Origin of the sequence: Pseudoponticoccus marisrubri, from assembly GCF_001482405.1 — a bacterium.
GTDB classification, from domain to species: domain Bacteria; phylum Pseudomonadota; class Alphaproteobacteria; order Rhodobacterales; family Rhodobacteraceae; genus Pseudoponticoccus; species Pseudoponticoccus marisrubri.
This window is the reverse complement of the sequence record NZ_LPXO01000004.1, coordinates 334,748-349,203: the sequence shown is the minus strand read 5'-3', so window position 1 is coordinate 349,203 and position 14,456 is coordinate 334,748. Positions and strand designations below refer to the sequence as shown.

General features: G+C 65.5%; 15 protein-coding genes. 13 read left to right on the top strand and 2 right to left on the bottom strand.

Translation table 11 applies throughout. The annotated features are described in order from the left end of the window. Positions 1-112 precede the first annotated feature (112 nt). The 4 genes from AVJ23_RS09700 (at position 113) to AVJ23_RS09685 (ending at position 3,674) form a co-directional block, all read left to right on the top strand. Positions 113-292, top strand: a complete 180-nt coding sequence (locus tag AVJ23_RS09700; RefSeq protein ID WP_058861971.1) for a hypothetical protein — start codon at positions 113-115, stop codon at positions 290-292. 189 nt (positions 293-481) lie between these two features. Next, entirely contained in the window at positions 482-1,339 is an 858-nt protein-coding gene (gene cpaB, locus AVJ23_RS09695) for a Flp pilus assembly protein CpaB (RefSeq protein WP_058861970.1), read from the top strand. Positions 1,340-1,543: 204 nt separating this feature from the next. Continuing rightward, a complete protein-coding gene (locus AVJ23_RS09690; RefSeq protein ID WP_058861969.1) occupies positions 1,544-2,971 on the top strand; it encodes a type II and III secretion system protein family protein in 1,428 nt (475 codons plus the stop codon). 22 nt (positions 2,972-2,993) lie between these two features. Continuing rightward, a complete protein-coding gene (locus AVJ23_RS09685; protein WP_240484576.1) occupies positions 2,994-3,674 on the top strand; it encodes an OmpA family protein in 681 nt (226 codons plus the stop codon). A gap of 125 nt (positions 3,675-3,799) precedes the next feature. Here the strand turns inward: AVJ23_RS09685 and AVJ23_RS09680 are convergent, their stop codons facing one another. Further along, positions 3,800-4,399 carry a TetR/AcrR family transcriptional regulator gene (locus AVJ23_RS09680; protein WP_058861967.1) on the bottom strand — a complete coding sequence of 200 codons (600 nt, stop codon included), beginning with the start codon at positions 4,397-4,399 and terminating at the stop codon, positions 3,800-3,802. A 142-nt stretch (positions 4,400-4,541) separates the two neighbouring features. On the opposite strand from AVJ23_RS09680, the gene AVJ23_RS09675 reads away from it, so the two are divergent. The 9 genes from AVJ23_RS09675 to AVJ23_RS09635 all read left to right on the top strand — a co-directional run bounded on the left by AVJ23_RS09675 (position 4,542) and on the right by AVJ23_RS09635 (position 13,753). After that, on the top strand, positions 4,542-5,105 hold the full coding sequence (locus AVJ23_RS09675; RefSeq protein WP_058861966.1) for a carboxymuconolactone decarboxylase family protein: 564 nt from the start codon (positions 4,542-4,544) through the stop codon (positions 5,103-5,105). Between the two features lie 379 nt (positions 5,106-5,484). Beyond that, on the top strand, positions 5,485-6,732 hold the full coding sequence (locus tag AVJ23_RS09670; protein WP_058861965.1) for a CpaE/TadZ family protein: 1,248 nt from the start codon (positions 5,485-5,487) through the stop codon (positions 6,730-6,732). Between the two features lie 16 nt (positions 6,733-6,748). Next, a complete protein-coding gene (locus tag AVJ23_RS09665) occupies positions 6,749-8,200 on the top strand; it encodes a TadA family conjugal transfer-associated ATPase (RefSeq protein WP_058861964.1) in 1,452 nt (483 codons plus the stop codon). Positions 8,201-8,206: 6 nt separating this feature from the next. Then, the gene (locus AVJ23_RS09660; protein WP_058861963.1) at positions 8,207-9,172 is read left to right on the top strand and encodes a type II secretion system F family protein; all 966 of its coding nucleotides are present in this window, start codon (positions 8,207-8,209) and stop codon (positions 9,170-9,172) included. A 13-nt stretch (positions 9,173-9,185) separates the two neighbouring features. Next, positions 9,186-10,157: a type II secretion system F family protein gene (locus AVJ23_RS09655; RefSeq protein WP_058861962.1), complete on the top strand. Its 972-nt coding sequence runs from the start codon at positions 9,186-9,188 to the stop codon at positions 10,155-10,157. A gap of 3 nt (positions 10,158-10,160) precedes the next feature. Beyond that, complete coding sequence (locus AVJ23_RS09650; RefSeq protein ID WP_058861961.1) at positions 10,161-10,748, top strand: tetratricopeptide repeat protein; 588 nt, start codon at positions 10,161-10,163, stop codon at positions 10,746-10,748. Between the two features lie 134 nt (positions 10,749-10,882). After that, positions 10,883-11,746 carry a tetratricopeptide repeat protein gene (locus tag AVJ23_RS09645; protein ID WP_058861960.1) on the top strand — a complete coding sequence of 288 codons (864 nt, stop codon included), beginning with the start codon at positions 10,883-10,885 and terminating at the stop codon, positions 11,744-11,746. 7 nt (positions 11,747-11,753) lie between these two features. Beyond that, positions 11,754-12,248 (top strand): prepilin peptidase, encoded by a 495-nt coding sequence (locus tag AVJ23_RS09640; RefSeq protein WP_058861959.1) that lies wholly within the window; start codon positions 11,754-11,756, stop codon positions 12,246-12,248. A gap of 191 nt (positions 12,249-12,439) precedes the next feature. Further along, a complete protein-coding gene (locus AVJ23_RS09635) occupies positions 12,440-13,753 on the top strand; it encodes a DUF8689 domain-containing protein (protein ID WP_058861958.1) in 1,314 nt (437 codons plus the stop codon). A gap of 25 nt (positions 13,754-13,778) precedes the next feature. Here AVJ23_RS09635 and AVJ23_RS09630 read toward each other — a convergent pair whose 3' ends face one another. Further along, positions 13,779-14,381: a response regulator gene (locus tag AVJ23_RS09630; RefSeq protein ID WP_058861957.1), complete on the bottom strand. Its 603-nt coding sequence runs from the start codon at positions 14,379-14,381 to the stop codon at positions 13,779-13,781. Positions 14,382-14,456: the final 75 nt, after the last annotated feature.

Sequence of the window (14,456 nt, the reverse complement as noted above, 5' to 3'; positions counted from 1 at the left end):
GACGACTTCACTGGCGGCGGCGGAAGCTAAGTCTTTCTCGCCAGCATGACACTTCCCGAGCCGGTGTGCTTCGGCTCGGGCCCCTATTCAACAGAGCCATACAGGGTGTTCGATGCTTCAGTTCCTTCAGACCTTTCGCGACGACGAATCCGGAGCCGTCACGGTCGACTGGGTGGTGCTCACCGCCGCGGTCGTCGGGATGTCGGCAATTTCCTTTTTCGTCATCGAGGACAACTCGAACGCACTCATGACCGGCGCCGGCGGGGCCATAGCGGACCAGAACGATTTCTGATCGCCGATCATTCCCTACGCGAGAAAGGCTGTTTCCCACCGGGCTGCAGCCTTTTTTCTTGTCCGGTTCCGGGCCACGCCCTGCCCCGACAGGGCCCAGCCTCGGGCCCAGTTTCGCCACAAAGGCGCAGTACCCATGGACAATGCTTTTCCACCGCATGGCGGCAGAGCTCTTGAGAAGAGGTGACCCATGAGACTTGTATTCGGACTGGTACTGATCGCCGGCCTCGCCCTGGCGGGCTTCGCCGTCTACATGGCGCAGAACTATATCGGCGCCTATGAAAGCGCGCTTCAGGAAGAGCGCAAGAAGGTCACCGAATCGGTTCCGACACAACGCATCTATGTCGCCAGCCGCGCCATCGCCTATGGCGAGGAAATCCTGCCCGAGGACGTCCAGCTGGCCCCCTGGGCCAAGGAGATCCTGCCCGAAGGCTTCTTCGACGAGGCCGAGCCGCTGATCGTCAAGGGATCGGAGCCGCGGGTGGCGCTGCGCCAGATCGAGAAGTTCGAGGCCATGCAGGAGGTCAAGGTCTCCGAGCCGGGTGGCGATGCCGGCCTGACCTCGCGCCTGGAACGGGGCCAGCGGGCCTTTGCCATCAAGGTCGACGTGGCCTCGGGCGTGTCCGGCTTCCTGCGCCCCGGCGACCGGGTCGATGTCTACTGGACCGGCCGCATCCCGGGCAACGATCCCAACCTGCCCGAGGGCGATGTCACCAAGCTGATCCAGACCGGCATCCGCCTGATCGCGATCGACCAGATGGCCGAGACCGAAACGAACGCCGCGACCATCGCCCGCACCGTAACCGTCGCCGCCAGCCCCGAGCAGGTCGCCGCCCTGGCGCAGGCGCAGAAGACCGGTCAGTTGTCGCTGTCGCTTATGGCGCACGGCGATGAAACGGTCGCCGCCGCGATCGAGGTCGACCAGCGGTCGCTGCTAGGCCTGGGCAAGCGCGAGATCGAAGAGCCCGAGCAATCCTTCCAGCCCTGCGTGACCCGCGTGCGCAAGGGGACCGAGTTCGTCGAGATGCCCATTCCCTGCACGAACTAACACCTTTTCAAGCACTTGTCACCGAACCAGGCGCCCCCACGGGGCGCCTTTTCCGTTGCGCGGAATTCCACCTGTTGCGGGTTATCCACATAAAACCCGGGGGCGAAGTCATTGATTCTTGCAAAAAAACGAAAAATGACGCACGGTTTGTCAAAATGCAGGCGACAAGACCTGCGACCGAGGCGTGATCGAAAGGCAGGTCACATGAAAATTGACAGATTTCTGAAGGCGGCCCTGTTGGGGCTGACCCTTGGCGCGGCGCCGGCTGCGCATGTGGCGCAGGCCGAGTCGATCAAGGTCGTCCGGACCGGGACGGAATCGGTGCTCTACGTGCCGATGAACCGCGCCATCGTGGTCGAAAGCGACGAACCCTTCGCCGAGCTCTCCATCGCCAATCCGGCCATCGCCGACATCTCGTCACTGTCGGAAAGCACGATCTACGTGCTGGGCAAGTCGCCGGGCACGACGACGCTGACGATGATCGACGCGCAGGGCAAGCTGATCACCAATGTGGACGTGCGGGTGGCCGCGGACGTGACCGAGTTCAAGGAACGCCTGCAGCAGATCCTGCCCGAGGAACGCATCGAGGTGCGCACCGCCAATGACGGCATCGTGCTGTCGGGCACGGTCTCCTCGGTGGTGCGCATGGAACGCGCGCTGGAGCTGGCCGAGCGCTACGCGCCCGAACGCGTGTCTAACCTGATGACGGTGGGCGGTATCCAGCAGGTCATGCTGAAGGTCCGCTTTGCCGAGATGAGCCGCTCGGTCGCGAAGAGCCTGCGGTCCTCGCTGGGGACAGGCGGGTCGATCCTGAACGGGGATCTCGGTTTGGAAATTGGCACCGGAAACGCAGCTCTTCTTGCTGACGTCGACACGGTCGTGAACAAGTTGAACCCGAATTTGGACGGGTCCGAAGGCGCGATCCTGCTGGGCTTCAATGCCGGCGGGCTCGAGGTCGGCATCCTGCTCGAAGCGCTCGAATCCAAGGGCGTGGTGCGCACGCTGGCCGAACCGAACCTGACCGCCCTGTCGGGCCAGGAGGCCAAGTTCCTGGCTGGCGGCGAATTCCCGATCCCGGTCGCCCAGCAGGGCGGCACCATCTCGATCGAGTACAAGCCCTTCGGCGTCGAGCTGAACTTCATCCCGCGGGTCGTCGATGGCGACCTGATCAATCTCGAGCTCGAGGCTGCAGTGTCGGCGCTCGATCCCGTCAACAGCTTCGATTTCGAGACGATCAGCGCGCAGGCCTTCCGCCGCCGCGAAGCCCAGACCACGGTCGAGCTGCGGGACGGCGAGAGCTTTGCCATCGCGGGCCTGTTGCAGGACGATTTCCGCGACCTGAACGGCCAGGTGCCGTGGCTGGGCGACATCCCGGTGCTGGGCGCGCTGTTCCGCAGCGCGGAATACGTGCGCGAGCAGTCGGAGCTGGTGATCATCGTGACGCCGCACCTTGTCACGCCCACCAAGGGCGAGGCGCTGGCGCTGCCGACCGATCGCGTGACGCTGCCCACCGAAAGCGACCTGTTCCTGAACGGCCGTGTCGTGGGCAGTGACCGCCGACCGCAGAAGGGCGCTGCCGGGGAAGTGGCCGCGCAGGACTTCAGCGGGTCCTACGGCTATGTGATGGACTGAACAAAGGATGCAGGGGCGTAACATGATCAGGACAGCAGCGGCCAGCATCGCCATCGGTCTGTTGACGGCAGGGTGCAGCACCGATGAACGGGTCGCAGGCGCGTTCGACCGCGAAGCCGGCTCGCTGATCGACACCGGTCATTTCGGCAACGCCACCATGAACAACCACCAGTACATGACCGGCGAGAAGCAATATGTCTACGACCTGTCGCAGCGCTTCGCCTCCGAGGTCATGACCACAGTCAATTTCGCCTTCAACAGCGCCCAGCTCGATGCCGGGGCACGTGACACGCTGCACGAGCAGGCGCGCTGGATCCGGCAATTCCCCGAGATCCGCTTCCGCGTCTACGGTCATACCGACAAGGTCGGCTCGCCGGCCTATAACAAGCAGCTGGGCCTGCGCCGCGCCAACGCGGTGGTCAACTACCTGGTCAGCCAGGGCGTCGCCCGCACCCGGCTCGAGGCGCTGGTCACCTATGGCGAGACACAGCCACTGATCGTGACCGAGGGCAAGGAACGCCGCAACCGGCGCACCGTGACCGAGGTCTCGGGCTTCCTCGCCAGCCACCCCACGGTGATGGAGGGCCGCTATGCCGAGATCGTCTACCGCGAATACGTCCGCAGCGCGCAGCCCCAGACCCAGCTGAGCGGTATCGGCGGCTCGGATTTCTCGGTCAATGCCGGCTTGGGCGGCGGCGGCTAGTAACCTGGTCAGACCCATCCGACAGAAGGGCGCCTTCGGGCGCCCTTTTGCCGTTCAGGGGGCGGCAGCAAGCGTCGCTTCGGCCAGCGTCAGCGCCGCCCTGCCCCGACACCTTCCGGCCTTGCTCAGCTACGGGCCCCCGCCGCGCGGGCCAGCTCGTCCGCCAGGTCGGAGCACAGCTCCTGCATGCGCCGGGGGTCCGTCTCGCGCTGGGCCTGAACCTTCAGGCCGAAGATGCTGGTCTGAAGCCACCGCGCCAGCCGCGCGGGGTCGGCCTCGGTGGAGAGTTCGCCCATCTCCTGCGACCGGCGCAACGCATCGGCGATGATGGTCTCGATCCGGTCGAGATGGGCGGTGATGACATCGCGCAGCTCGCCATCGCCGGGCACTTCCAGCAGAGATTTCACCAGCATGCAGGTCGTGGACGGGCGATCGCAGGGGGTGAGGTCGGCCAGCCCGTGCAGGTGTCGCTGCAGCGCGGCCAGGGGCGAGTCGCTGTCCGCGACAAGGGTCGACAGCTCTGCCTCCATCCGCCCGGCATAGCGATCGATCGTGGCGCGAAACAGCGCCTCCTTGCTCTTGAAGGCCGCGTAGATCGACCCGGGCCGCATGGACAGCACGGCCTCGAGATCCTTCATCGAGGTCGCGTGAAAACCCTTGGTCCAGAAGAGCTTCATCGCAGCTTCCAGCGCCTGCTCCCGGTCATATGTCGCGGTCCGTGCCATGACCGTCACTCTATGCCGCGCACCCGCCGGATGACAGCGTTCTCACGAAATTGTTGAGCGATTGCTCAAATTGGTTGTTGAGCAATCGCTCAAAAATAGCCACGTTCCGGGCATCCGAAGACAGACCCGAAAGAGGATTCCCATGACCAAGTTCGAACGCCTGGACGAGACCACGGCCCCCGAGGCGGCGCTGCCGCTGATCGAAAAATCCAAGGCCTCCTTCGGCCGCCTGCCCGGCCTGCACGCGGTGATGGCGCGTGCGCCCGCGCTCCTGGACGGCTATCAGGTGCTGCACCGGCTTTTCGCCGAAGAGACCTCCTTCGATGCCGAAGAGACCACGGTGGTCTGGCAGACCATCAATGTCGCGCATGAGTGCCATTACTGCGTGCCCGCCCATACCGGGATCGCCAAGGCGATGAAGGTCAGCGACGAGATCTCGGACGCGCTGCGGGACGAAACGCCCCTGCCCACCGACAAGCTCGAGGCGCTGCGCAGCTTCACGCTGGCCATGCTGGAAAGCCGCGGCCGCCCGACCGATGCGCAGCTGGAAGCCTTCTACGCCGCGGGCTATGGCGACCAGCAGGTGCTCGAGATCGTGCTCGGCCTCGCGCAGAAGGTGATGAGCAACTACACAAACCACATCGCCGACACGCCGGTGGACGAAGGCATGAAGAAATACGCCTGGACGCCGAAATCGCAGCGCTGACCGCGGTCGGCCACGAAACAGACCCCTTGGCCCCCAGTGCACCCGCGCCGGGGGTTTTTCGTCTCTGCCCCATGGATCCAGGGCAAGCGCTGCGCTGGCAAAGCGACAGCAGATCGGCCGCCCGGAGAGGCCCCGCACAGACCGCCGGATTCCGCAAGTCCAAGCCCCAGGCCCCGCCCTGCAAGCCACTCCGGTCCGGAAATACCGTACAATTTCGATTTTTCAGCCGCAATGTTGCCCCCTTTTGCGGCGAGTTTCTGGCTTGAGGATTTGCGCGGCGACACGACTCGGCGCGACCGGATCCGGCAACGGATGGGGCGGTGACCGCGTCACTTCCGCGTCGGCCGGGTCCCGGCAGAATGCAAAGGACGTGAGGCACATGACGAGTACGACATCTCAGCAGGCGGCCCCCGCACCGATCGTGGCATGCACGATCAGCAGGGATGTACAGAACTTCGATCTGCTCATCGAGGACATGGAGGCGATCCTCGGCGAAGGCTGGGGTGACCTGGGCTTTGACGAGGCCCTGCCCTTCCTGTCCCAACCCGACGCCAAGGCGCTGGAATTCGTGGCCATGGCCATCGACGCGATCGACGAACCCGACGTCAAGGCTCTGGGCCGGATCATCGAGGGCGCCAAGGCGCATGGCGTCAAGGTCATCCTGATCGCCGAGGATGTCACCCCCGCGTCGCTGCACCAGTTGCTGCGGCAGGGCGCCGACGAATTCGTCCCCTACCCGCTGCCCGAGGGCGAGCTGAGCGCGGCGGTCGAACGCCTGCGCAAGCCGCCACCGCCGGCCGAACCCGCCGCGCAGGCCCCCGCGAGGGAGGGCGTCAAGCTTTCGGGCGGCGGCGACGGCGTTCTGATCGCGGTGCAGAGCCTTGCCGGCGGGGCCGGCGCGACCACCATGGCGGTCAACCTCGCCTACGAACTGGCCACCGGCGGCAAGGACAAGCAGCCGCGCGTCTGCCTGATGGATTTCGGCCTGCAGTTCGGCTCGGTCGCGACCTACATGGACCTGCCGCGCCGCGAGGCGGTGCTGGAACTTCTGTCGGATATCGAAAGCATGGACGGCGACAGTTTCGGCCAGGCGCTGGTCAGCTACGAGGGCAAGCTGCAGGTCTTCACCTCGCCCGCCGACGTGCTGCCGCTGGACATGATCGGCCCGGCCGAGGTGCAGAAACTTCTGGACGTGGCGCGCGACCATTTCGATTTCGTCGTGATCGACATGCCCGGCACCATCGTGCAATGGACCGAGACCGTCCTGACCGAGGCGCAGCTCTATTTCGCCATGGTCGAGCTGGACATGCGCTCGGCCCAGAACGCGCTGCGGCTGAAACGCGCGCTGCAGGCCGAGGATCTGCCCTTCGAGAAACTCCGCTTCGTGCTGAACCGCGCGCCCAAGTTCACCGACCTGCAGGGCAAGAGCCGGGTCAAGCGGATGGCCGACAGCCTTGGCATCTCGCTCGACGTGCAGCTGCCCGATGGCGGGCGCGTGGTCACGCAGGCCTGCGATCACGGCGTGCCGCTGGCCGGCCATGCCGCCAAGAACCCGCTGCGCAAGGAAATCGCCAAGCTTGCCCAGAACCTGCACGCCATCGGCGATGACGACGCCGAAGCGGCCTGACGCATAAGGATCTGACATGTTCTCGCGCTACAAGAAGACCCAGGTCGCCGAGGCGACCCCGATCAAGGAAACCCCGGCCGAGGCCGCGCCCGCGCCCGCCCCGGATGCGCCCAAGGCGCCCGAGCCCGCCGCGCGGCGCAAGCCGAAACCGGTGGTGCCGGCCAGCTCGGCCCCGGTCGACAAGGAAAAGAAGCGCAAGGAACGGCTGGGCGAGGTCAAGCTGGAGCTGCATCGCGCGCTGCTGGACAACCTGAACCTGGCCGCGCTGGACCAGGCGACCGAGGCCGAACTGCGCGAGGAGATCAGCTCCATCGCGCTGGAGGCGCTGCAGGAAAAGGGAATCGTGCTGAACCGCGAAGAGCGGCGCAGCATGATGAACGACCTCTATGACGAGGTGAAAGGGCTGGGCCCGCTCGAGGCGCTGCTCAAGGACGACACGGTCTCGGACATCCTGGTCAACGGCCCGCACCAGATCTTCATCGAGCAGAACGGCAAGCTGTCGCTGTCCGACATCACCTTCAAGGATGAAAAGCACCTGATGCGGATCATCGACAAGATCGTCTCGGCCGTGGGCCGGCGCGTCGATGAAAGCAACCCCTATGTCGACGCCCGCCTGTCCGATGGCTCGCGTTTCAACGCGATGGTGCCGCCCATCGCGATCGACGGCAGCCTCGTCTCGATCCGGAAATTCAAGAAGGACAAGCTGGGCATCGACGACCTGGTCAAGTTCGGCGCCTTCACCGAGGAGATGGCCGTCTACCTCCAGGCCGCGGTCTCGACCCGGCTGAACGTGATCGTCTCGGGCGGGACGGGCTCGGGCAAGACGACGACGCTGAACGCGCTGTCCTCCTTCATCGACAATTCCGAACGCATCCTGACGATCGAGGACACGGCCGAACTCCAGCTGCAGCAGACCCATGTGGGCCGGATGGAAAGCCGGCCGCCCAACGTCGAGGGCAAGGGCGCCGTCACGCCGCGCGACTGTCTGAAGAACGCGCTGCGGATGCGCCCCGACCGCATCATCGTCGGCGAGACGCGCGGCGAGGAGGTGATCGACATGCTGCAGGCCATGAACACCGGCCATGACGGCTCGATGACCACGATCCACGCCAACAGCGCCCGCGACGGCGTGGCGCGACTGGAGAACATGATCGCCATGGCCGGCATCGACATGCCGCTCAAGGCGATGCGGTCGCAGATCTCCTCGGCGGTCAACCTGATCGTGCAGGCCTCGCGCCTGCAGGACGGCTCGCGCCGGATGGTCTCGATCACCGAGATCACCGGGATGGAGGGCGACGTGATCTCGATGCAGGAGATCTTCCGCTTCCAGCGCGTCGGCCTGACGCCGGACAACAAGATCCTTGGCCATTTCACCGCGACGGGCGTCAGAAGCGCCTTTTCGGAGCGTTTCCGGATGTGGGGGTATGACATCCCGCCGTCGATCTACGAACCCTTCCGTCCGGAGTAACGATCCATGCTGTCAGCCGAACCGATCATCTACGGGATGATCTTCATCGCGGTCCTCGTCATGGTCGAGGGCATCTACCTGGTCGCCTTCGGCAAGTCGATCAGCCTGAACAAGAAGGTCAACCGGCGTCTCGAACTGCTCGACAAGGGCACGCGCCGCGAGGACGTTCTGGCCCAGCTCCGCAAGGAGATGGACCAGCACATGAAGTCGCGCTCCTTCCCGCTGTACTCGCTGCTGGCGGAGAAGGCGCAGAAGGCCGCGATCGCCTTTACCCCGCAGCAGCTGATCGGCGTCATGGGCGCGGTCAGCGCGCTGTCCTTCGTGGGTCTGAGCATCGGCACCGAGGCCAGCCTGCCGGTGCGCGCCGTGATGGCGGTGCTGATGGGGGTCGGCGGCGTCTACATGTGGGTCAACCACAAGGCCAAGAAGCGCCTCGGCATGATCGAGGAACAGCTGCCCGACGCGGTCGAGCTGATGGTGCGCAGCCTGCGCGTCGGCCACCCGTTCAGCAGCGCCATCACCATCGTCTCGAAAGAGATCAAGGACCCGCTGGCCACCGAGTTCGGCATCATCGCCGACGAGGCCACCTATGGCCGCGACGTGGGCGAGGCGCTCAAGCACATGGCCGAGCGGCTGGACATGCAGGATCTGCGCTTCCTCGCCGTGGCGGTGGCGATCCAGCAGCAGGCCGGCGGCAACCTGGCCGAGATCCTCGAAGGGCTGGCCAAGGTAATCCGCGCCCGCTTCCGCCTGTTCCGCCGCGTCAAGGCGATCACCGCCGAGGCACAATGGTCCGGCAAGTTCCTGTCGGGCTTCCCGGTGGCCGCGCTGATCTTCATCCAGGTCGCCAAGCCCGACTATTACGACGAGGTGCTGGACCATCCCTGGTTCATCCCCGCCTGCTTTATCGTTGCGATCATGCTGACGGCCAACGTCTTCGTGATGCGCGCGCTGGTCAACATCAAGGTCTGAGGACGCTGCTGCCATGCTCGATCAACTCAACACGATGATCACCGATCTGCTGGGCCCGGCCGGCCCGCTGATCGTGGTCGCCGGCCTCGCCGTGGTGCTGATCCTTGCCACCATCCCCATGATGATGAGCACCAAGCCGGACCCGATGGACCGGCTGAAACAGACCGCCCAGCAGAAGATGGATTCCGACACGCGGGCGGTGCTGCGCGACAAGAAGCGCAACGAGAAGCTGAACAAATATGCCCAGTATCTCGAACCGCAGGACGAGCAGGAGCTCAGCAACATCCGCATGACGCTGCTGCAGGCGGGCTATCGCTCAAAGGATGCGGTGCAGCTCTACTACTTCGCGCAGTTCGCGCTGGGGCTGAGCATGCTGGGCGCGGGCGTGGCCTATTTCTTCCTCTTCGTGAACGGCCCCGAGGCCACCATGCAGCAGAAGCTTATGTATATCCTCGGCCCCGGCGCGGTGGGCTACCTGGCGCCGAAATACTGGATCAACAAACGCGTCGAGAAACGCAAGGAAGAGATCCAGGGCGGCTTTCCCGACGCGCTGGACATGATGCTGGTCTGCGTCGAGGCCGGCCAGTCCATGGACCAGGCCATCGTGCGGGTGGCCAGCGAGCTGCGCGCCTCCTACCCGGCGCTGGCGGACGAGTTCCAGATCATCAGCCACGAGATGAAGGCCGGCAAGGACAAGACGCTGGTGCTGAATGACATGTCCGAACGCTGCGGCGTGCAGGATGTCTCGTCCTTCGTGACGGTGCTGAACCAGGCCCAGACCTTCGGCACCTCGATCTCGGACGCGCTGCGCGTCTATGCTGCCGAAATGCGTGACAAAAGAGTCATGCGTGCCGAGGAAGCTGCAAACAAACTGCCGACAAAGATGACCCTGACCACTATGATGCTCACGGTGCCGCCGCTGCTGATCATCCTCGTGGGTCCCTCGGCCGTCGGCATCACCGAGATGGGAAATATCGGAAAGTAGCACATGGCCAAGGCTCTGGGAGCCGCCCTGCTGAGCACGCTTCTGGTGGCCGCCTGTTCCGCAGGCGGCCCCTGGCCGTTCGAGGGCGACCGGCTGGAGGGGCGTGACCGCGGGCCCTTCGCCCCCTCGGTCGATCCGCGCGGCGAGACGGTGGACGGGCTGGTGGTGGGCCACCGGCTGATGCAGGCCGGCCAGTACGAGCTGGCGCTCGAGGCCTTCACCCGCGCCGCCGGCCGCCAGGGCCTGACCGGCGAGGTGCTGGTCGCGCTCGGCAGCGCCAATCTGGGTCTGGGCCGTCTGAGCCAGTCCGAAAGCCAGCTGCGCCGCGCGATCAAGGTCGAGCCGGACTGGGCCGAGGCCTGGAACAACCTGGGCGTCGTGCTGATCGAACAGGGCGAGACCGCCGAGGCGGCCGAGGTCTTCCGCCGGGCCTTCGCGCTGGACAATGGCCAAAGTGACTCAATTCGCGACAATCTGCGCTTGGCGCTCGCAAAATTGGAAAATTCGGACTATGGTTCGGAGACAGAGCAAGACTACAAGGTCGTGCGACGGGGCAGCGGTCAATACCTGATCCGCCGCACCTCGGGCTAGATCCGCCGCGAGAGCGGGCATCCCGGCACACGTCACGCGACCGACACAGAACAGACCCGCGGCAAGCCGGGCACCAAGGACAAGACCCGCGGCAAGCGGGGCAAGAGGCAGAGCAGCAAAAGGACGCAGGCAACATGCGCCATCCGATCTTCGTTTCCGTCTGCGTGGCAGGGTTCGCCGCGCTGTCCGCCTGCGAGAAGGGCATCGACAAAGCCGAGGTGGACCGCAAGTTCCAGGGCGTCAACGTGGTCGACGAGACCAACCTCAACGAGGTCATGCTGACCGTGGGCGACCCGAACGAGGCGGTCACCTATTTCCAGCGCGCCCATGCCGACAATCCCGACCGGATCGACCTGCTGCGCGGGCTGGCCCTGTCGCTGGTGCGGGCCAAGCGCATCACCGAGGCGCGCGTCGCCTGGGCCAAGGTGGTGGATCACGAGGACAGCACCGACGGCGACCGCGTGCAGCTGGCCGACGCGCTGATCCGCGCCAATGACTGGGACGCCGCCGAGAAGGTGCTGAACGCGATCCCGCCCACCCACGAGACCTACAAGCGCTACCGGCTCGAGGCGATGATCGCCGACGGCAACAAGGAATGGAAGAAGGCCGACAGCTTCTACGAGGTGGCCGTGGGCCTGACCACCCAGCCCGCGCCGGTGCTGAACAACTGGGGCTATTCCAAGCTGACGCGCGGCGATTTCGACGATGCCGAGCGGCTCTTCGTGGATGCGATCAAGCATGATCCCAAGCTGTTCACCGCCAAGAACAACCTCGTGCTGGCGCGCGGCGCGCAGGGCAATTACGCGCTGCCCGTGGTGCCGATGACGCAGGTGGAGCGCGCCGAGCTGCTGCATTCCATGGGCCTGGCCGCCGTCAAGCGCGGCGATGTCGAGATCGGCAAGGGGCTGCTGCGCGACGCGCTCGAGACCCATCCGCAGCATTTCGAGACCGCGGCCCGCGCGCTGGAGGCGCTGGAAACCAACGTCCGGACGAATTGATCCCGTGATGATGATCTCTGCCAGCGCCGCGCTCTGGTTCCTGCCCCTCGTGCTGCCGATCTGCCTTTATGTCTGTTTCACGGACATGCGGGGCATGCGCATCACGAACCCGGCGGTGATGGCGCTGTTCGTGGTCTATGTCGCGATCGGCCTGCTGGCCCTGCCCTTCGATGCCTACCTGTGGCGCTACCTGCACCTCGTGGTGGCGCTGGTGGCCGGCATGGCGCTGAATGCCGGCGGCGCGATGGGGGCGGGTGACGCCAAGTTCGCCGCCGCCGCCGCCCCCTTCATCCACCTGGGCGATTTGCGCTTCCTGATGGCGCTCTTCGCGGCAAACCTGCTGGGCGCCTTCGTGGCGCATCGCATCGCCAAGCACAGCGCGCTGCGCCGGTTGGCCCCCGACTGGATGAGCTGGCAGAGCGGCGCGAAATTCCCGATGGGCATGGCGCTGGGGGGCACGCTGGCCACCTACCTCGCCATCGGGGTATTCTTCGGCCGCTGACCACGGGGCGGGAAGGCGCTTCGAAGCGCCTTCCGTCCAAGCGGCTTGCAAGCCGCTTCCCACGCGATTTGCAAATCGCGTCAGGAAGGCCTTTCGAAAGGCCTTTCCCCGCCCGGACCCGAACGGCGCCGCATTGCCGCCACAGTTCCCTGCCAGTCTCGCACGCAAAACGATCAAGGGCAGTCACGCAAATGAACATGCAATCCTCCGCCGTCATGGCGCCACCCTCGCCGAAACGGCTCGAAGAGCTCCGCATCAGCCACGTCATGTGCCGGGACATCCTGCTCAAGACGCTGTTCCGCAAGAACACCAACAAGGTCACCGACCTGGCCAGCGCCATCGCCCTGCCCGTGCCGATCACGCAGGAGATCATCGACATGGCCCGTGCCCAGGGTCTTCTGGAGGCGATGGGCACGCTGGGCGCCGCGGGTCAGGTCAGCTCGGAGATGCCCTACCAGCTGACCGACAGCGGCAAGGCCCGCGCGCTGGACGCCCTGGCGCAGTCGGAATATTTCGGCCCCATGCCGGTCCCGCTCGAGGTCTATTCCGAGCAGGTCAAGCGCCAGTCGATCCGCAACATCCAGATCACGCGCGACCAGCTGACCCAGGCCATGGGCCACCTGATCCTGCCCGACGACCTGATCGCCAATCTCGGCCCCGCCGTCGGGTCGGGCCGGTCGATCCTGATGTACGGCCCGCCGGGCAACGGAAAATCCTCGATCTCGAACGGGATCCGTGACGCCATGGGCGACAAGATCTACGTGCCCCGCGCCATCGAGTATTCCGGCCAGGTCATCACGGTCTACGACCCGATCGTGCATTCCAAGGCCGAGGATGACCGGGACGATCCCACCGCGCTGCGGCGCACCGCGCGGTTCGACCGGCGCTACGTGCTGTGCAAGCGGCCCACGGTGATCACCGGGGGCGAGCTCAGCCTCGACATGCTGGACCTCGTCTACAACCCCACGGCCCGCACCTACCAGGCGCCGCTGCAGCTGAAATCCACCGGCGGCATCTTCATCGTGGACGACCTCGGCCGCCAGGCCGAGCCGCCGCAGAAGCTGGTCAACCGCTGGATCGTCCCGCTGGAGGAAAGCAAGGACATCCTCGCCCTGCAATCGGGCGAGAAGTTCGAGGTGCCCTTCGACACGCTGGTGATCTTCTCGACCAACTTCCACCCCAACGAGATCTTCGACCAGGCCGCGCTGCGCCGGATCTTCTTCAAGATCAAGATCGACGGCCCCAGCCAGGAGGATTTCCTCAAGATCTTCGCGCTGGTCGCCCGCAAGAAGAAGATGCAGCTGGACGAGGCCAGCCTCGTGCACCTGCTCAAGACCAAGTACCCGACGATCAAGAACATCTACGCCAACTACCAGCCGGTCTTCCTGATCGATCAGATGATCGCGGTCTGCGATTTCGAGGGCATCCCCTATCGCATGACGCCCGAGCTGGTCGATCGCGCCTGGTCGAACATGTTCGTCAAGGACGAGAAGATCGTGAAATAAGCGGGGGGCCAAGGGCCCCACGGGCTCAGGCCAGCCCGCGATCCCGCGCGATCATGGCCGCATGGGTGCGGTTGCGCGCCTCTAGCTTGCGGCTGAGCGTCTTGACATGCAGCTTGACCGTCACTTCCTGCAGGTCGAGGTCGCGGGCGATTTCCTTGTTGGCCTTGCCCTCGCAGATGCCGCGCAAGACGTCCAGCTCGCGCCGCGTCAGCGGGCCCGGCGCCCCGGCACTGTCGGCCTGCATGAACTCCACCGGCACATAGACCTCGCCCGCCGCCATGAACCGCGCCGCCGTCAGCAGCGAGCGCGCGCTCAGCGTCTTGGGGATGAAGCCCTGCGCTCCGCCCCGCAGCGCGGCATCGGCGACCTCGCGCGTGGCACTGCCCGACAGGATCGCCACCGGGCGCCCGCCATTGGCGGCCTTCATGCGGTCCAGACCCTGCAGCCCGTTCATCCCCGGCATGTTGTAATCCAGAAGGACGAGGTCGAACGCGCCGCTGCGTTCGACGCGCGCCACCGCGTCGTCCAGCGTAGCCTCGGTCACGACCTCGTCGATATCGGCCGCGTCGAGATAGGCTGCGATGGTTTCACGGACGAGATCATGATCGTCCGCCACCAGGATGCGCATGGGCGATGCCTCCGGTTCGCGTGCAACGGGCCTGCCCCCTCGGGGCCGGCCGCGCCCTCGGGCCCTTGTCCTGCC